This window comes from Chryseobacterium sp. MEBOG06, assembly GCF_021869765.1.
Classification (GTDB): Bacteria; Bacteroidota; Bacteroidia; order Flavobacteriales; family Weeksellaceae; genus Chryseobacterium.
Genome location: NZ_CP084580.1, coordinates 3,240,391 through 3,258,312 on the forward strand (window position 1 = coordinate 3,240,391; position 17,922 = coordinate 3,258,312).

The 17,922-nt window shown below is 31.6% G+C and carries 17 protein-coding genes; 6 read left to right on the forward strand and 11 right to left on the reverse strand.

All coding sequences use genetic code 11. The features are described 5' to 3' along the window. Nucleotides 1-32 precede the first annotated feature (32 nt). The 10 genes from LF887_RS14885 to LF887_RS14930 form a co-directional block, all read right to left on the reverse strand. Nucleotides 33-2,129 carry a hypothetical protein gene (locus LF887_RS14885; protein ID WP_236855032.1) on the reverse strand — a complete coding sequence of 699 codons (2,097 nt, stop codon included), beginning with the start codon at nucleotides 2,127-2,129 and terminating at the stop codon, nucleotides 33-35. A gap of 1 nt (nucleotide 2,130) precedes the next feature. Further along, on the reverse strand, nucleotides 2,131-2,577 hold the full coding sequence (locus LF887_RS14890) for a hypothetical protein (RefSeq protein WP_236855033.1): 447 nt from the start codon (nucleotides 2,575-2,577) through the stop codon (nucleotides 2,131-2,133). Beyond that, nucleotides 2,570-3,700, reverse strand: a complete 1,131-nt coding sequence (locus LF887_RS14895) for a hypothetical protein (RefSeq protein WP_236855034.1) — start codon at nucleotides 3,698-3,700, stop codon at nucleotides 2,570-2,572. The genes LF887_RS14890 and LF887_RS14895 overlap by 8 nt, the downstream gene beginning before the upstream one ends. Next, nucleotides 3,657-4,739, reverse strand: a complete 1,083-nt coding sequence (locus LF887_RS14900; protein WP_236855035.1) for a ComEC/Rec2 family competence protein — start codon at nucleotides 4,737-4,739, stop codon at nucleotides 3,657-3,659. The genes LF887_RS14895 and LF887_RS14900 overlap by 44 nt, the downstream gene beginning before the upstream one ends. A gap of 753 nt (nucleotides 4,740-5,492) precedes the next feature. After that, nucleotides 5,493-5,762 (reverse strand): hypothetical protein, encoded by a 270-nt coding sequence (locus tag LF887_RS14905; RefSeq protein ID WP_236855036.1) that lies wholly within the window; start codon nucleotides 5,760-5,762, stop codon nucleotides 5,493-5,495. Nucleotides 5,763-6,182: 420 nt separating this feature from the next. Then, nucleotides 6,183-7,676 carry a S41 family peptidase gene (locus LF887_RS14910; protein WP_236855037.1) on the reverse strand — a complete coding sequence of 498 codons (1,494 nt, stop codon included), beginning with the start codon at nucleotides 7,674-7,676 and terminating at the stop codon, nucleotides 6,183-6,185. A gap of 263 nt (nucleotides 7,677-7,939) precedes the next feature. Next, on the reverse strand, nucleotides 7,940-8,365 hold the full coding sequence (locus LF887_RS14915) for a hypothetical protein (protein ID WP_236855038.1): 426 nt from the start codon (nucleotides 8,363-8,365) through the stop codon (nucleotides 7,940-7,942). 58 nt (nucleotides 8,366-8,423) lie between these two features. Beyond that, nucleotides 8,424-8,861 (reverse strand): hypothetical protein, encoded by a 438-nt coding sequence (locus LF887_RS14920; protein ID WP_236855039.1) that lies wholly within the window; start codon nucleotides 8,859-8,861, stop codon nucleotides 8,424-8,426. Beyond that, complete coding sequence (locus tag LF887_RS14925) at nucleotides 8,858-9,463, reverse strand: RNA polymerase sigma factor (protein WP_236855040.1); 606 nt, start codon at nucleotides 9,461-9,463, stop codon at nucleotides 8,858-8,860. The genes LF887_RS14920 and LF887_RS14925 overlap by 4 nt, the downstream gene beginning before the upstream one ends. 701 nt (nucleotides 9,464-10,164) lie before the next feature. Next, complete coding sequence (locus tag LF887_RS14930) at nucleotides 10,165-10,656, reverse strand: transposase (protein WP_236855041.1); 492 nt, start codon at nucleotides 10,654-10,656, stop codon at nucleotides 10,165-10,167. Between the two features lie 18 nt (nucleotides 10,657-10,674). Here LF887_RS14930 and LF887_RS14935 point away from each other — a divergent pair, with 18 nt between their 5' ends. The 5 genes from LF887_RS14935 to LF887_RS14950 all read left to right on the forward strand — a co-directional run bounded on the left by LF887_RS14935 (nucleotide 10,675) and on the right by LF887_RS14950 (nucleotide 14,473). Further along, on the forward strand, nucleotides 10,675-11,244 hold the full coding sequence (locus tag LF887_RS14935; RefSeq protein ID WP_236855042.1) for an SdpA family antimicrobial peptide system protein: 570 nt from the start codon (nucleotides 10,675-10,677) through the stop codon (nucleotides 11,242-11,244). Nucleotide 11,245: 1 nt separating this feature from the next. Further along, nucleotides 11,246-12,136, forward strand: a complete 891-nt coding sequence (locus tag LF887_RS14940; RefSeq protein WP_236855043.1) for a sporulation-delaying protein SdpB family protein — start codon at nucleotides 11,246-11,248, stop codon at nucleotides 12,134-12,136. Continuing rightward, complete coding sequence (locus LF887_RS14945; RefSeq protein ID WP_236855044.1) at nucleotides 12,123-12,317, forward strand: DUF5808 domain-containing protein; 195 nt, start codon at nucleotides 12,123-12,125, stop codon at nucleotides 12,315-12,317. The genes LF887_RS14940 and LF887_RS14945 overlap by 14 nt, the downstream gene beginning before the upstream one ends. A gap of 309 nt (nucleotides 12,318-12,626) precedes the next feature. Continuing rightward, the gene (locus LF887_RS24250) at nucleotides 12,627-12,758 is read left to right on the forward strand and encodes a hypothetical protein (protein WP_262912474.1); all 132 of its coding nucleotides are present in this window, start codon (nucleotides 12,627-12,629) and stop codon (nucleotides 12,756-12,758) included. 332 nt (nucleotides 12,759-13,090) lie between these two features. After that, nucleotides 13,091-14,473, forward strand: coding sequence for a helix-turn-helix domain-containing protein (locus tag LF887_RS14950; protein WP_236855045.1), 1,383 nt, complete (start codon nucleotides 13,091-13,093; stop codon nucleotides 14,471-14,473). A gap of 292 nt (nucleotides 14,474-14,765) precedes the next feature. Here LF887_RS14950 and LF887_RS14955 read toward each other — a convergent pair whose 3' ends face one another. Beyond that, nucleotides 14,766-15,797 (reverse strand): LamG-like jellyroll fold domain-containing protein, encoded by a 1,032-nt coding sequence (locus LF887_RS14955; RefSeq protein WP_236855046.1) that lies wholly within the window; start codon nucleotides 15,795-15,797, stop codon nucleotides 14,766-14,768. A gap of 133 nt (nucleotides 15,798-15,930) precedes the next feature. Here LF887_RS14955 and LF887_RS14960 point away from each other — a divergent pair, with 133 nt between their 5' ends. Then, nucleotides 15,931-17,919, forward strand: coding sequence for a sensor histidine kinase (locus tag LF887_RS14960; RefSeq protein ID WP_236855047.1), 1,989 nt, complete (start codon nucleotides 15,931-15,933; stop codon nucleotides 17,917-17,919). The last annotated feature ends 3 nt before the right edge of the window (nucleotides 17,920-17,922 follow it).

Here is a 17,922-nt window from a genome sequence, read left to right on the forward strand (position 1 = left end):
CTTTTTGATTAAAACAAAAACCTTTAATGATCTCAATTTAAGGGCTGAATACATTTATCTTTTCTTCCATTTCCATCAATCATATTCAATTTATAATCTCTATCTTCAATCAATCCAGTTTCTGATAATATCGAAATCAAATCGATTTCTTTTTCTAATATGATAGTACCGTCATTTGATGTACCTAGTTTATCCCTGTCTTCTTTAGATATTGCAATTATAACCTGCCTGTTTTTTATTTTAGCGGCTTCTTTCAAAAGCATTTTCAAATCACCTGATGCCATAGCGTGCTGTCCAGGTTCATCAAGTACCAAAATACCTAAATGAAATTTCGCTTTGACTAAAAGTGATAAATAGAAAGCCCATTGTGCACGTATAAAATCACTTGCGGAGGACATTAATCTAATTGGTTGTGAAAGAAACCCTGGAGTTTTTACAACTGGAAATAACTTGTTGTTGTCCTCATTTGAAATATAGATACGCCCAATAATCTCTTTTGAATATCCAAAAGATTCCAAATATTGAATAAAAACTTTTTGGAAAGAAAAGATCTGTTCTTCATCATCTTTTTTATGAGATTGGAGTATATCTCTTCTTTCTTTGATTCTAATAAGATTATTTGATAATTCTGTCAGATGTAACTTGAATCTTTCAAATTGAATCTTGATCTTCTCCATCTTACCTAACTCAAATCGAATCTGAATTTCATCATTTATATCCGTTCTGGATGGAATTCTCGAATCATCAACTATCTCTTTATCGATTGTTACAAGGGCAAATTGCAAATCATTTATTTGCTCTTTATAGTAGAGTAAGGTCTTTTCGAAACGTTCCAATAGATTTTTAGAGCTTTTAATATAAGATTCATAAAGGCTTCTCTCTGATTTATAAAAAGGTAATGATCCCAAAGCGTTTATACGATCTACATTTTGTAATACCACATCTGGATTCGCCAGCAACGATGAATTACAAACCGGACAATTTTCAACAGCTCCAATATGAAACGACTGGAGTTGGTTCAATTTATTAAGCCCCTCCAAAACTTCAATCTCTCTTTTCAATTGTTCTAATGTCGATTGATATCTCTGAATTTTAATTTCTTCGTTAATTTTTTCTTTTTGGATGCTCGTATGCTCCTCTATAAGGAATTTAAGCTTTTGACGAAACTCTGCCTGTCTTTTCAACAAATTATTGTTTTTTTGTCTATCATCAACAGATATTTCATTTTTTTGCTTCAAGCTTCTACGCAAACTGTTTAAATTTGTAATAGAATCATCAATACTTAAATACTGTCCGTCCAGACCTCTTGTCTGCAATGTCAAAGCTTCTATCTTCTTTGGCTTTAATTCCGTTGTAAAAGTCGTTGATAAATTGGGTGTTGTAAAGTTATTGAATGCCACCAAGGACTGAAAATTATCCACTGAATTCCCCCAGTTACCTTTTTCTGCTTTCTCTTCTTCCTTCAATTTATCAAGTTCAAATTCTTCAACTAACCCACTAAGTCCTAAAGTATACTCAACAATCTTTTGCTTGGCTTTTTTTGTATTAAAAATTGGTACTTGTGCAAAAAAATCTGACCAGCCTTTGGTTTGTTCTACAAAAGAACTTGCAAATATCTGTTGTAAATAAAGAATCTTCTGAACACCATTATAACTTTTAAATACAGGTATTGCTATACCTGAAAAATCTGACAACCAACGATAAAACCCTCTATCATGATCACTATCTCCCTTAGCATGAATGAACTTATCTTCGGGGTCTCCATCATTCGTCTGAACAATAAGAACATTTGGATCTTCACCATAATTTGACTTTATAGAACGTTTAATTGTAGCAGTACCTCCCCTATCATTGCTCAGATTAAGTTCTGCATAAGATTCATTCACGAGAATACTTTCATCATTATATTTAAAACTACTTTTTAAACATTCTTTCAGACCATCAGTATTTCCGTAGCTTGCTAGCTGTTCCATTCCCAAGCAATAATATATACATGCCAAAACCGTCGATTTTCCACTGGAATTATCTCCCGATAAAATATTTAATCCAGATTGAAAACTAAAGTGGAAACCAAACTTCCTGTTCTCTTTATCGAGCACTATCCCCTTAATACTATGAATATTAATCATATTACCAGATTAATTGTTGATTTTTTAATTGTTTAACACTAACAGCCTTTGCCCATAACTTAATACTAGCAGTTAAGTCTGGTAAAATCTTATCATTCTCAATTTGTTGAACGAAGTTAATACCATCTGATGTTAGAGTAAAACTGATATTTCCCTTATTATCTTGGATATAAAGAAGTCCCGTCTCATGTGCCAAAATCACTCTTTTTCTTAAACCCTCTGATATCTCCCATGGGGATGAAAGAAGAGTAGATAACTTTGAAATTTTAGCTTCTTTTTTTATTGCATCTAAAATAAAGGCAATTTTTCTTAACTCTACTGAGCGTGTATTTCCACCAATTGAATAATATAGTATAAGTAGAATCATGATAACAGCAATTTTGTCATTTTCCCAAAACCCATCAAACACCTTAACTTTATTTCCCTTAATTTTTAACTTCTCATTCATCTTTTATAAAACTTAAACTGCAGTTTGAAATCCATTCGCTAATACCATAATTGGATAAAATTTTAATATCATCTAAACCTAGTACATCTCCAAGACACGATATTAAATAATCCTCATACTCCTTTTTTATTTGCTTTAATCCACTATTTGCCTCTGTTCTAGTGTTTGCATTTACTTCTAAGTCATCTAAATCATATGCATAATAAGCCTTATTATATTGATCGTAAATGATTTCATGCTTGCGAAGCTCTGAATACAAAAATGCTTTTCCAACCAAAAGTCGTCTAATCGCATTTCTTTTCATTATCTCTAAACGATCATCACTATATACCTTTGTCAGTTTATCAACTATATAATCTAATTGAGGTTTATTTCCCTCGTCATTTTCCCACAACGAGATCGCCTTATCATCCGTCTGCTCAAAAATAGAGTTAACAGAACTCGCAAGGAGTTTATTATCAAAATCAAGTGCACTTGATTCAATAATGTTCAATTTAACATCAAGTTTATCAATAGCTGAAATACTTGTAAACTTTAATTGCCCGTCGTTACCTTTATTTGGAATTTCAATCATTACACCGAAACAGATAAGTTTGTCATGATTAGCTAGGAATAATCCAGACCCAGACCATCCTCCAAGCCAATCACTACCCGATTGATAAATATTATTCATCAAAAGGGCTTTTTCAATCTTACAATAAAATTTATGAATATTATTTTGACAAAAGTTTATGAACTGCAAGTTGGTATGCGTTACAGGCAATTTACTCGTTTCATACTTGCCACGAAAAAAAAATGAATGTGCAGGATTTTTTGAAACAGTATAAAATTGAGGGCAATGAAATAATTCCAGATTCGAATTACATTCCAATTTCAGAATTACAATATCATTTTCTCTCGCAAAATTAACATCACCTATGCATTGAGAAACTTTATGTAAAACTCCTTTATAATCAGAAACACGCCATTCTGTGAGATCGGGAATTTGATCAAATTTTTTCCCATACAAATTGTGACCTGCTGTTAAACATAAAAATTCTCCCTCGTAAGGAAATACTACCGAACTTCCTATAAAACTATTATTCTTCGTCAATAGCCCCGTAGTCTTGTTCAAATGTTCCATGCTGATCATTTATACTAATTTTTAGTTCGTCAATCTCTTCAAAAGTTATATTTATTCTCTCTTCTTCAGTTAGAAGTTTATCAACTGGCAATGGATAATTAGAATATATAATTATTTGTCTCATACTATCTTTACGTCCATATTCAGAAAGTAATATTAGCGTTTCCCGTGATGGATGATAATATGGGCCACTACTATCTGTCGATATCAAATATTCTGAGCATTCAACCATTTCCAAAAGACGTTTTGTAGTATTATGTTTAGAGCCATGATGGCTGATCTTGAATAGTTTTAATGGTAATTTATTCTCTTCAGACCATCCGCACCTTGAAAGCTCATCTGCTATCAGATCAGGATTTGCATCTCCCATAAAAAGTAACTTAGCTTTATTTATTGTCATAATAAATGCAATAGAAGATGAGTTTAATAAATCTTTTTCCCAATCATGTGGTTTTGGTAATTTCTTTAAAATCTCTTCTTTAGACTTCCAATTTTGATCTCTTCCAGTACTGACCTTTTCATCTTGCTCAAGTTGAGTCTTAATATATTCTTGATATACCTTATTAGCTGTCCATTCTTTTAACAGTTTCATTATTATTTCACGAGATGGAGAAAGAATCTGTAATTCCAACCCACCTAAATCCAAAACATTGTCACCATCTATTTGCATAAATAAAGGATTGGGAACAATTCCTCTGCTTTTAAGGAGCTTTTCGAGGTCAACCCCATGCTCGACAGCAACTTGATCTGTTGAATCTGTTGTAATTAAAAGCTGAGGAGTATTTATATATAGTAAAGTTTCAATGTTAAAAGGCTGTTGTTCATCAGAAAGCCACTTCATTAATCCGCCAATATGGTCATAATCTACATGCGTCATTATCACGTAATCATTTTTACCAAAATCTCTTACGAGAGGGCCAATAAATCGGTAGGTACCCTCGATTCCCGAGTCTATTAGCAAACGATGTAGCTCATCTTTTTTCCAGGTTAAAAGAAAACTATCTCCTTTCCCTGCTTTGAAACATCTCAGAATAAGCATAAATAGGTATTTTTGCCTTCAAAGGTTAATTTAATCATTAGGCTATAAGTTTTGCGTTAATTTACAAAAAACATTTAAAACATAACAAGAAATAATCTAATCAAGATAAACTCTTGCTTTCGATATTACTCTTCAAGAGTTTTTATAAATAGCAGCTAAAATAAATCCTATATTTCATATAAAAATATGGGAAACCATAAAATGGTTTTCAAAGAAACATTATTAATAACCCAAAGCTTATGAAGTTTTTTTCAGACGCATCTAAGTTAAATAGTATTTTTACTTATGTTAGTAGGAAAGTTTAGGATATAATCAGCTATCTCACGAAGCTTTGCTTAAATACCTAATACTTTCTAATTTAATTCAAAGACTAAAAATTCCTAACCGATTTAAACTCAACAGAATTCAAACCAAGACAAATACTTTATAAAACCATAATTATCAAGCACATATATCTAAAATACATTCGAGATCTTTTAAAAATTGGTTCGTTGATCCAACCATGTAGTTCACAAATAGTCAAATGACGCCAACTGAAGACAGTTGGCGTCATTTTTTTATAATCTTTTTGAGATTATTCAATTTTTCAAAGTCTTTCTACAGCAATTCTAATTTCTTTGAATAATGTTTACTTTTCTCCAGAACCTCACTCCACATCAGATAAGCCATTTTCAAAGTAATTCAGTATTGAAAACAAGATTGGATTTTAGTTTTTGATCAATGTGTCGTTATTAGGTACGTATAGGATTTTTTTTATTTTACCTCATCTTCAAATTCTAAAAAATCTTCATGAAGACCTTGGATCATCTGTCCTGTGGATTCAAAATTTTCATCGATCTTCATCAGTATCCAGCTTACTTTATCTCGTTCAGCTTCCTGGGTTCCTTCATCTAACAGTCCAACGACATTGTAAATAATACCTTTAGGGTAAGACGTTAGAAAACTTAATAATTCTTCCTCTCCAACGATGTCTTTTAACGTATTATATTTTTCCTCTACTTCATCATCAAAGTCAGTGGCCATTGCGATATTGTCGTCTGCAGATTTTGCGATGTTGAATAGAGACCTAAGTATGAGAAATCTAGCAAAAACTGTGGTATCCCTTCTGTGACTTTGCTGAAGGCCCAAGTGGACGGATTTTTGACACCTGCATTACACAGTCTAATGACTCGGTTTTCATATTCTTCTTTTTGTAAGTCTGTGAATGTAGATTTTATAGGCTCTTTATATTTTTTGTCATCGGCATAATGCTGACTATAATAATAAGAACACATCTTGATATTACCAGTCTTCGCCACCTTCATCCGTTATTAGAAATGATGATAGCATCACCATCTTGAAGTGGAATGCATCCCAACATAATCAGTAATAACAATATCACATCAACTGTAAGCAAAATTCCCGCTGGCTCCGCCGTATCCTATTTCTTCATCTCTACAATGGTCAGGGATTAATGTGAAGCGAATCATTATCAAGAAGTTTCTTTGTAAATTCAAGTTCCGGGTCACGAGATTCTATCCTGTCCTTTATAGTGGGAGTTATATAGTAATTTGGGATTACTCCGCGGTCTTTGAATTTATAATCTTTTACAGCCATCATATATTTCATCAGTGGAATACCAATTTGCAATTTTGAATTTGGCAGCGTTAAGTTAGGTACCGAACCGGAAAAATTACCATAATAACCACCACCACTTTCCTCTCCGATGAAAACGGCAGAAGTATAGCTATGCAGCATTGAAAGGCATTCAGCAGTAGTGGAAAAACAGTCGCCATCAATAAGGATATACAATTGGCCTGAGAAATAGGGTAAACTATTTTTCTGCATTCCCACGTTGGGATGGTCGATCACATCATAAGTTCCTGCTTCATTCATTTTGATGGCTTCCTCAGGAATTTTCAGATCCGGTTCATCTGTATATTTGGTAAAATCAAATTCAGGTTTATTGATAGTTAAAGCACTGTAGTACAGAAAATCATGATCTGTAAAATATGAATACAGTATTTTGCCATATGCATCTGTACCTCCCAAGTTACCCCTCAGATCAAGAATTAGGTTTTTAATGTCTTTAGACTTAATAGTTTCAAAAGAAGATTTCATCAACTCAACAAAATCCATATTATTCTTCCTGTAATCTGCTTTATTAAAACTTGCGATTTTCAGATAAGCAGTGGAAGAATTAAGAACGTTGAATTTTGCTGGTAACTGCTCAATACCAGGATATTTGTCTTTACGAATTTTTAGAAGATTTTGATACTCTATTCCTTTTAAAGTGGTAATTTTTGTTTTCTTCCCTTGAAACGGAATATATTTTATTTTATAAGTATTTCTATACCCTTGAATATTGTATAAATATTGAGTCAATAAACCCGTACTTTCCAGACGCTTGTATTTATTGGTCTGGTTGTTGCCATCCGAAGTGCAGATCTTTAAGACGTCTCCGATAAAAGAGGAAACGGGTTGATTGTTGATCGAAATGACTTCTGCTCCCAATAATTCCTTATCGTTTAGAGTAGAATAATTTTTTTGAACATACATTTTACCTTTTGAAATAAAAGCTTGAAAAGGTATGGTACAGTCGCTTTTTTTCAGGAGGTCTTGTGTCTTTTCTGTGGGATAAACATCCATATGTCCGTCCTGCAACTGCATTACGATTTTACTGATGAACAGGAAAAATTTCCTTTCAGATATTTTCTTCTGAAGCTTTTTTTCGGATGAATCAAATAAAGAATACGTATATCTTTTTGGATGATATCTGTTCATTCCCGGATATCCCTCTTCAAGAGCAGCTCTCAGTACTTTAAAATCCTGTTTCAGTTTTTCAGGAGCAATCATCGTTTCTCTTTCTTTGGTTTGTCCAAAGGAATACATACTTAATATTATCAACCCTATTGTCAGTATATTTTTTAATCGTATTGATTTTAAGATAGTGTTCATATTTTTTATACTTAATTTTTAATTAGTGGAGGAAGGCGTTTTTATATTATGTCAAATTCTGCATTTCACAGAAATGTTTCGCAAAAAGCAGGGTGAAATTCTATGTTTGTGTATTTATGATGTTCTGTTTTAATTTTTTTTGCCAATAACAAGCCTCTTCAATACAGTAAATCGATTGAATTGAAATATGGGGAAGGCAAAAAATTAAATTAGAACGATGATAGATTGAATAGTATTGCTAAACAATAGAATCTATTACAATACTAGGATTGATCCGTCATCTTTAAAAAGAAAAAATAGGAAATAAAACTCACGGCTAAACAAAATGCCAAAATAGCTACGGAATGCATACCTAACGGAAGTGTATAATTTATAATGGTAAATGCAAAGCCTAATCCGGCAAAAATGGCTACCCATTTTATAGTACTTTTCCTGCTCCCTTTTTCACTCTTTTGTAAAATAGAATTGATGATGGTTTCAGAAAGACCACTCGTAATTAGTTTATTTTTCAGCCTGTAATCCATCCAAAATTTGATGAGGCTTAAAATAGTAAAGGAAATTAAAGCAATCCCAATGAGTAGTCCTATCATGACCAAAATGTCTTTATCTATTGCCTGGGCAACATTATTGGAGGAAATACTCCCCGATTCTGAGAGGTTATATATGCTGGTTAATAACAATATTTTCATTTTAGTAATTTTAGTTGTAGTACATTAGACCGGTCAATTCTTATAATGTTGCAACAAATCAAGAAAATTTCATCTGCCGGTCAAAATTTCTTTTCATATCCATATATAAAAAACTGATTATAAAAACAGTAGGTATTAAAATCAGTAAAAAATTCAAGATAGAAATTGCTCCAAAAACAGTTGGAAAATAGTGATTGATCACAAAAATCAAAGTACACAAGAGTATCATTGAAATGCAGGACAATAAAGCGATAAAATATTTGTCTAACGACAAATATTTCCTCTGGGGTAATTGCTTAATAACAAGATCTGCAACATCAAAGTCAAACACAGGATTTGGTATCTCCTTTATTTCAGTAAATAATAATTGATAAAACTCGACTTCACTTTGACATTTTTGACATTGAAGAATATGCTTAGTAATCACATTATCGCAGTCAGCTTTGTTCAAGACATATTGTTGAATTTCGATTTCACTTAAGTGCATATTCTTCATAACTCTTCTCTTTTTCTAGTTAATAACAGACTTATTTTCAATGTTTTTCTAGCTCTAAACAAATAATTCTTGACTGTTCCTTCCGGAAGTTGTGTAATCTGTGATATTTCACTGTAACTTAATTCTTCCTGATGATAAAGATTAAGGAGAACTTTGTAAATGGGGGGAAGCTTTTCTATTTCTGTCGTCAAAATTTCTGAAAGTTCTTTTTGAAAAATTTGTTTTTCGGTTTCGTTATCCGAATTGATCTGCTGAGCTAACTTTTCCAAAACTTCCTCCTGCGTTTCATCCGAAAAATTATAATCCAACAATATCATCTTTTTCTTCTCCAGATAGTTTAGGCATGTATTATAAGCTATTTGGCCAATCCATGTAGAAAGTTTTGATTGAAATTTAAACTGTTTCAGATTCTTAAATGTTTTTAAATAAATATCCTGAGAAATATCTTTTCTGTCCTCAGTATTGGAAATCATTTTGAAAACGATTTGTGCTACCAACCTTTCCGTATTTCTTATAATTATGGAAAACGCAGAATGATCACCATCCAATACTTTTTCAAGCAGATATCTGTCGCTGGTTTTACTTCCATTATTATGATCCATATAATTCTTTATACAAGTAATTAGACAGACAATACATAAAATTGTTGCAGATTATTTTTTAAAATTTTACAAATAGTAATTATATTTTCTAATTTACATTTTTTTTCTAAATATAAATTGCTTAAATCTTGTAAAAGCAATAGCTTTTCAAACATCGGAAATTCTGAATCTTCTGCAACAAATAAATTATGATAACAATATATTTTAATGTACCAAGTTTCATTTTTACATAAATCCTATTAACTACATACAAATTAAATATTATTATTAAAATCATCTTAAAAAGAGAAAAACTAATCGAAGTAAAATAAAGTCAAACGATTCCAATTTCGATTGTTTCAAATATTTAAAATCATCTTGCAAAGAAATCGTAACTATAAAAAATTAAATTCTAAATTAGGAATTGCTAATTCCTGTTTAATTTGGCTCAAACGAATTAAATCATCGACAAAAGAGTTTGAATAGACGCTCGTCAAGGTCACTTAAGGAGACAACTATTTGATAGTTGTCTCTCTTTTTTTATGCATAAAAATCTCTATATCAAACTTTTACAGCCTGATATTTTATGGTTTGAATTTTTTGATGTAAAATCCCTAGCCCATCTGAAACAGACAGTCTAAAAGTGCTATATCAGAGATTTCATCGGTATTGAAGCGTAGTTTGAAATCCCATTAAGGTGGATCAGGTGCAAAAGTTGGGGGCTACGCAAAAAGTTTGGTTAATCTGAATAAAAAAAATGATCTGTCCTTCACCCCTCTGAGCTGCATCCTAAAGTTTTTGATTTTAGCATTGAAAGATTCAGCCGCTGCGTTAGTGCTTCTTTTATCAAAATAATTTAGAATATCTCTGTAATGGTGCATTATGGTCTTTCTTAAGGTGGAAAAAGAGGTAAAACCTGCTTCTTCAACCTTTCTAAACCAATGCGCAAGTTTAGTCATAGCCACAGATTTTGTAATAGGCTGATTATAGATCTTTCTAAGGCCATCGGTTAATCCATACGCTTTTTCCAGATCAGGATATTGAGCAAAAAGGATGGAAGCTCTTTGCCTCTGGGACAGCGTCCATTTTTCCCGGCTCTTGTAAAGCAGATACCTGCTTCTTGCCAGAAGCTGTTTGCGGGAATCTCCATTTTCAAATACTTCCGTCTTTAAAATTTGCTCTTCAGAGGCTTCTTCAAGAGTCTTATTTTCCATTTCAAGGGCTTCCTAACGATGTTGGATCAGATGCAAAAGTTGGGGGCTAAGCAAAAAGGTTTCTTTTTTGTGTGTATATTTATTTTTAAGATATCGTCTGTCTATTTTGGTAACAGTCCTTTAAATAAAAGTAAAGAAACAAAAAAGAAATATATTTCATTTTTTCCACAGGGATGGGCTTTTTTTACAAAAGAACCAAGAGATCCCTTAATTTACTTGTTCTCTTTTTCAAATAATAAATTTGATAATGTTATTGATAAAAATTTTTCTCTAAATACTTTTTTAGGAGCTTCTAGAAAAAGTAGGATAATAAATGTAGAACTTCAAAAGATAGTTAATAAAATTATTACTGACTCGATAGAATATAGATCTGAAGAATTTTTAGGAATTAATGAATTAAAGAAAAATGTTATAAATAGAAATAATAATTTCACTAAAGTTTATATTGATAAGAAGTATATACCCGATATAAATAATGGAAAATATTTAATAGTTATCGAGGAGCCGCTTCCTTGGGCTTTACTTAGTAAAACTTCTAATTATAAAGCTAAATTTAAAATATATCCAATTCAAGTAGTAAAGAATTAAAATGAGAGAAGTTATTAATTATTTGGAAAATAATTTGATATTTAATCAAAAAATAATTTTAGCTAGATGCTTTCTAGCATTTGGAGCTCTCCTTATACTTTTTTTTAATGATTCATATGAGCTTTCTAATATAGATATAGGATTATTAGCTGATAGGATAGAAAATAATTTTTCTTTAAATTTTAGTATTTTTTCTTTCTTTTCTCCTCCTATTGCTAAAACAATATGCATCTTTATTTTATTATTTGTTTTTACAGGTTATCTACCTCAACTATCTTGTTTTTTACAAGCTTGGGTACATTTAAGTATTTGCAATTCATTTGTAATTGTTGAAGGGGGAGATCAGATTGCTTCAAATCTTTCATTATTGTTAATACCAGTTTGTTTATTTGACGCAAGAATTAATCAATGGAATAAAGAGAAACTTAATCCCTCTCTTTATTTAAAAAACAGAAATGTTTTTTTTGGAGTATATTATTTCTTAATAAGATTACAGGTTGCTGTTATATATCTTCATTCTGGAGTAGGTAAATTATACAAAGAAGATTGGAGAGATGGGACATGTCTTTATTATTGGCTTAATAATAATATTTTTGGAGCTCCAGATTTTATTTTAAAATTTGTAAATTTACTTACTTTAAGTTCATTTGCTCCAATTATTTCATGGTCTATAATTTTTTTAGAATTAGGATTATTTGCATATATATTAGCTACAAATAAAAGAATATTAATGCTTTTCTTTTTTCTAGGAATTTTATTTCATTTTAGTATATTTATATTACATGGTCTTATTTCTTTTATGTTTCCAATGATAGGAGCATTAATACTATATTTAGATAAAAATAACTATGTATTTAATTATTTAAAAACATTATATTATGAACGAAGATAATGAAGATAACTGGAAATTTGGAATCTTTTATTATAATAAAGATGATAAAAGGCTCTTTCCTCCTAAAAGGAATAAATTTTTAGGTTGGACTGTTAATTTTGCTAATCCTTATTCTATTTTAGCAATGATTCTTGCAATTGCATTGGTAATATTAGTGGCGGAAACTTTAAAAAAAATGTAATTTTTTTTAAATGACTTTTACAGATTTATGAAAACTATCTTTATAGATCATGATGGCTTCAAACCAAAAATAGTAAAAATTATTCTATTTTTGGTTTGAAGCCAATTTATCACAAATTATATTTTACTTTCATACCAATATATCCCAGATGCAAATCTGGCGTTAGCACCGAACCACGTATAAATCAAGCATAATATTAAGTCTATCGGTTGGTTCAATACAGAGCTTACAAGTGGTATTTTTCCAATCGATGTTTGGCTATCGGCATTAGGGTTTATTCATTTAGATGCCATTAAAAACGGTGTGTTTATGAAAGCCCTGAACAATAAAGAAAGTCTTACCCTATTATTGGTAGATTTGGCAAATTCCTACAATAGAAGTTTCCCAGATAATGACGGAAGCTTCCCTTTGAAATGTGCTTCTTTTATCAAAATAATTTAGAATATCTCTGTAATGGTGCATTATGGTCTTTCTTCAAAATAAATATGAAGTTCAGCAGAATGTTCTTCTGCTTTGAGGATATCAAAGTGTTCAACTAGAAATTCTGGAAGTAAAAATTTAAGAAGGTTGTAATCGCTTAGCATAAGACAAAGATACCACCACTAAACATTCCCCCCAACTTTTGAGACTGATCCCCTACAAAGCAACAAATCAATAACCTATACAATGCAGTAGACGACACCACTACAGACAAAGAAATAAGTGAGATTGAGAAGATTATAGAGCTCGCAAAAAAAGCTAATTATAAAGATGGAATCGGAAGAGGAAATATCATGCTGATTTATATTTATTATCATCGTTCTGACTCCAAAAAGATACTGGAGCTGATTAAAAATACTGAAGAACTGGATTTAAATAATAACCTGATAATTGCATCTCTTTATATCTATAAATCATTCGTAAATAAAGACATGGGTATAGAAAAAGAAGAGTTTCAAAATATAAAGGATGGCTTAAAATATGCAAAAAGAATAGAAGATACGAATGAAAGACATTTATTAACATCCAATTTTTATAATAGATTTTCAGTTTTTTATGATTATAAAAAGCCTGATTCACTTATTTATTATTTAAAAAAAGAACTTGTCGAGCTTCAACAAATAATTGAGAAAGATGCAAAAATAAAATCCAAAAAATATGAAAAAATTGCACTTAATAATCTCAATATTGGTAATTTTTACTTGGGTGTTGCTAAACCTCAACGTCTGGATTTGGCAGAACCTTATTACTTAAAAATCTATAACTATAAAACAACGCAACCTGATATTTTTGAAAAAATGGATATGCCTATTTTATGCGGTACTGGCAGGTTTTATATGGAGAAACATGATTATAAAAAGTCGATTGAGCTCGGCAATGAGGTTTTAAGGCGGGAAAAATATAAGAATAATCCGAATTACAGACTATTTGCCTATATGCTGCTTGCTGATTCCAATGAAGAATCAAAAAATCCATCGGAGCAGGCCAAGTATACTCTTTTGTATGCAAAACTGAAGGATAGTCTGAACAATGCCGCTAAAAAAGAAGTCGGTAAACAATTTGACCGACTTGTAACAGCAACTGAGGCAAAAAAAGATAAAGAGTATATCTCTAACGTCAGAATTTTACTTTTAATTGCCGGATGTTTTATTATTCTTTTAGCTTTGTTCATCTGGCTTTACTGGAAAAGAAAAAATAAAATGGTTCACAAAAAATATGAGGAACTGATCGCTAAAATAAGCATTGAACAGAAAGAACTTCAGGTAAAATCTTTAAAAACCGAGGACCATACAGAAGCCAAAACCTTGGTCAGCATTACCGATGAAACAACCAAAGTACTGCTTGCCAGACTTGAAAAATTTGAACTCTCTGAAAAATACCTCAGAAAAGACATCAGCCTGACCTGGATGGCCAATCACTTTAACACCAATACCAAATATCTTTCAGAAATTATAAAAACCTATAGGGATAAAAATTTCACCACCTATATTAACGGACTTCGGATCGGCTATATCACTAAAAAACTGTACGAGAACCCTATCTACCGTGAGTATAAAATCAATTATCTTGCTGAAGAATGCGGCTACACCACTCCACAGGTTTTTGTAACTGCCTTTAAAAAAGAAACGGGTTTCACTCCTTCCTATTTTTTAGAACAGCTTAAAGTTTCAGTTTAAAATAGGCCCAATATACCAACTCCGATTGTTTCAAATGCCTAAATTATAGTGCAAAAAATTTAGCATCTAAGAAAATTATCTGCTAAAAATGAGCTTTGCAATTCTTGTTTAATGTGACTCAATCGAATTGAATAAGACCAATCATTTGATGCTTATATTAAAGGAAGATATGGGTATGACCCCAAAGGAAGTCATACCCGTACAATAGTAGATCGAATTGCCAAGAAATAGAATAATTGAAGTGACCTTTATATTCTAAATTCCCTGCAAAAAAAGTGAATTTTTACCGTCTTTATTTTTTAATGATTTTTATGGTCTCCACACCTTCTCCGGTTTTTACTCTAATCCAATAGGAGGCTGGAGTAAGAGATGACAAGTTAATTTCTGCTGCAAAGCTGTTTATTTTTTGTGTTATAACAGTTTGCCCTAGAAAGTTAATCACTTCAACATTTAAAATGGGTTGCCCGGATGTCAGGAACAACTTGTTTGTAGCAGGATTAGGAAAGAATTTAAAACTCGTTTTTTCTACTGTGGATACATTTAAATAAGTAGTACAAGTAATTCCGGTATTTATAACACTATTTCCAACCCAGTTAGAAGTGTTTCCGTTTAAAGCAAAACCATTAAGAGTTCCATTGTAATTATTTCCGCTGCTGTCTTGCAAAGTTGTTACGGAAGCATTATTCGCATTATCGATGCCCTGATTAAATTTATAATACGCCATTAATCCTGTTTCCGGACCCGGCAGTTCACAGTTCATATGGTTTGTTATTTCTCCTGGAGACAAAGCTCTATTCCATATTCTGACTTCGTCCATAGTTCCTGTAAAACTATTTACAGCATCATTAAAAGCGCCTAATCTAACCATATTTCCCCCCTCAACCGGGTCAACATCAGTATTGGTAGATACCAGTTGTCCATCTTTGTATAATTTCAGTGTAGCCGCAGCAGCATCATAAGTTACTGCAACGTGATACCACGTATTAATAGACAATGGCACACTGTCTTCTACAGCAAACCAATCACCGTTATGCCCTGCAGAAAGTTTACCGGAATTATTGGGTATCCAGAAAGCATGCAACCCATCTGAATCACCACCAGAGATAATATTGTTTTGGGTGTTTAAACTTTTCACATAAATCCAAGCTTCTTTGGTATAACTTACAGGCAAAATGTTTCCACAGTTTACATAATCGTTTACGCCATCAAAATCCAGCGCCGTTCCCTGCTGAGAAAATCCAAATTGGAAAATCATTAAAAAACAGGCAATCCAAATTTTTTGAAAATTTAGTTTGAAAGGCATTAAAAGTATTTTACTTTTCATAATAATAATTTTTATTAATTACATCACAAAATTGTATCATTCTCCTGGAGATTCATACAAGGGTAAACCCCTGAATTAAAGATTGTATAATTTTCAACATTAGAAATTGATACATTTGTAAAAAAATATAGGTATGCCTGCGATTAAGAAAATCATATTCTTATTCATTACTTTTTTCACATTGTCATGTAGAGAAAAAAAGGAAAATTTTTATTTTGAAAAAGTAACTCCGCCACAAGAAGAGCCTGCAAAAGTCTGGTTAAGAAAAAATGAAAACTATAACGCAGATAAAGAACATTACCTGAAAGTTTTTCTGGACTACTATCAAAGTAAAATGGTTGAAAATGATTATTCGGACGCTTCCAAAATTCTGGATTTAGTGACTACAAAATTTGTTTATTTTTATGATTTTGACCCTCGTCTTACCAAAGTTGTAAAAGAATTTGATGAAAAGTATAGGAGCAAATTACCACCCATAAAAACAATATACATTGATAGTTATTATGGCAATTTAGAATTTGACAGAGACCACCTAAACAATGCTAAGGATTACTTTTTAAAAATTACAGCTTTAGAGCCAAATGATTATAAAAGTTGTTACAAAATATCCCGTGCCTATTATGATTTATCATATACTTATTTTGTTTTAGGGGATTTAAAAAACAGCATAGAAGCGAATGAAAAATCAAGGAACTACTCCATAAGAATCAGAGATCGGGAAAGTATTGCTTCTGTAGAGTCGAATTACGTCAATATTTACAAAGCAAATGGTTCTTATGAAAAGGCAGTCGCAAGTGCGGATGAAGTGATAAAGATCTCTAAAGAAATCGGGAACACCTATGATTATTTTATGGGCAAGTATAACAAATGTTCTGTGTATGGTTTCTTTAATAAGCATCAGCTGAAAAATAAATACATCCACGAAACTTACAAAGAATATATAGCCAGCCAATATGATAATGATGTCCTTCTGCTTTGTATTTCCGATTACGAAATAGAAGCTTTAATTGAAGAAAAGAAATTAAGCGAGGCCAACATAGTTTTAAACAGAATAAAACCTATTGCAGAAAAAAATACTTCTCAAAATTGGCAAAAGGATTACCAGGCCACATTAGCTTTATATCAAATTACCAGAGATGTAAAAACGTGTAACACAAAATATATAGAAAATTCATTACCCAATTTGCTTGAGCATAAAAACTACGAAAGAGCCAACCTGTTTTACAGTGTCTTATTAGAAAAAGCTGTTCAAAGCAGAGATGTTGACAAGGTTGTTTTTTATAATAATGAAGTTGATCGTACAAAGGACAGCTTATCGAGTGCAAAAAGCAAACTGATCAATTTAGAACTCGCCGCAAAATATGAAACTAAAGAAAAAGAGCAGGAAATTAAACTGCAACAAGAAACCATTATCAATAAAAATGCTGTTATTGTGGCTTTAATACTCGTTTTTATTGCATTGTTATTAGCCATCATTATTTATTATTTAAAACAAAAACAAAAGAAACTGTCTTTAGAAAAAGAACGATCATTGCTATTTACCAAAAATCTTCTGGATAAAACCGAGGAAGAGCGCAAAAGAATTGCATCTGATCTGCATGATAGTGTGAGCCATGAATTATTGTCACTTAAGCATTCGTTTGAGGTAAGCCAACTTCAACTAAACGAAAAAGTAGACAGCATTATTAATGATATCAGAGCAATCAGCAGAAATTTGCATCCTGTTCTTTTTGAAAAAATAGGACTCGAAGCCAGTTTAGATCAATTCATAGAACGCATCCAGAATACTCATCTTTTTATGGTCTCCTCCGACATCAATTATCAAGATGGTCTCACGACTGAAAAAGAATTGCAAATCTATAGAATTGTACAGGAAGCTGTTTCAAATATTATAAAATACGCAGATGCTATCGCGGCAAAAGTAACTTTAACTGAAAATAAGGACACCGTTATTTTAGAAATCATTGATAATGGAAAAGGTTTTAATGTACAGGAAACTCTGGGGACACAAGATGCTTTTGGTTTACACAATATACTAGAAAGAAGCAAAGCAATTGGTGGACAAGCCTATATCACATCAACTGATAAAGGCACAAAAATAGTAGTTCAAATAAAAAAATAATAC

Coding starts and splice junctions, on each gene's coding strand:
- LF887_RS14885 (WP_236855032.1), bottom strand. CDS start 2,129: ATGATTAATATTCATAGTATTAAGGGGATAGTGCTCGATAAAGAGAAC.
- LF887_RS14890 (WP_236855033.1), bottom strand. CDS start 2,577: ATGAATGAGAAGTTAAAAATTAAGGGAAATAAAGTTAAGGTGTTTGAT.
- LF887_RS14895 (WP_236855034.1), bottom strand. CDS start 3,700: ATGGAACATTTGAACAAGACTACGGGGCTATTGACGAAGAATAATAGT.
- LF887_RS14900 (WP_236855035.1), bottom strand. CDS start 4,739: ATGCTTATTCTGAGATGTTTCAAAGCAGGGAAAGGAGATAGTTTTCTT.
- LF887_RS14905 (WP_236855036.1), bottom strand. CDS start 5,762: ATGGCCACTGACTTTGATGATGAAGTAGAGGAAAAATATAATACGTTA.
- LF887_RS14910 (WP_236855037.1), bottom strand. CDS start 7,676: ATGAACACTATCTTAAAATCAATACGATTAAAAAATATACTGACAATA.
- LF887_RS14915 (WP_236855038.1), bottom strand. CDS start 8,365: ATGAAAATATTGTTATTAACCAGCATATATAACCTCTCAGAATCGGGG.
- LF887_RS14920 (WP_236855039.1), bottom strand. CDS start 8,861: ATGAAGAATATGCACTTAAGTGAAATCGAAATTCAACAATATGTCTTG.
- LF887_RS14925 (WP_236855040.1), bottom strand. CDS start 9,463: ATGGATCATAATAATGGAAGTAAAACCAGCGACAGATATCTGCTTGAA.
- LF887_RS14930 (WP_236855041.1), bottom strand. CDS start 10,656: ATGGAAAATAAGACTCTTGAAGAAGCCTCTGAAGAGCAAATTTTAAAG.
- LF887_RS14935 (WP_236855042.1), top strand. CDS start 10,675: ATGTTGGATCAGATGCAAAAGTTGGGGGCTAAGCAAAAAGGTTTCTTT.
- LF887_RS14940 (WP_236855043.1), top strand. CDS start 11,246: ATGAGAGAAGTTATTAATTATTTGGAAAATAATTTGATATTTAATCAA.
- LF887_RS14945 (WP_236855044.1), top strand. CDS start 12,123: ATGAACGAAGATAATGAAGATAACTGGAAATTTGGAATCTTTTATTAT.
- LF887_RS24250 (WP_262912474.1), top strand. CDS start 12,627: ATGAAAGCCCTGAACAATAAAGAAAGTCTTACCCTATTATTGGTAGAT.
- LF887_RS14950 (WP_236855045.1), top strand. CDS start 13,091: ATGCTGATTTATATTTATTATCATCGTTCTGACTCCAAAAAGATACTG.
- LF887_RS14955 (WP_236855046.1), bottom strand. CDS start 15,797: ATGAAAAGTAAAATACTTTTAATGCCTTTCAAACTAAATTTTCAAAAA.
- LF887_RS14960 (WP_236855047.1), top strand. CDS start 15,931: ATGCCTGCGATTAAGAAAATCATATTCTTATTCATTACTTTTTTCACA.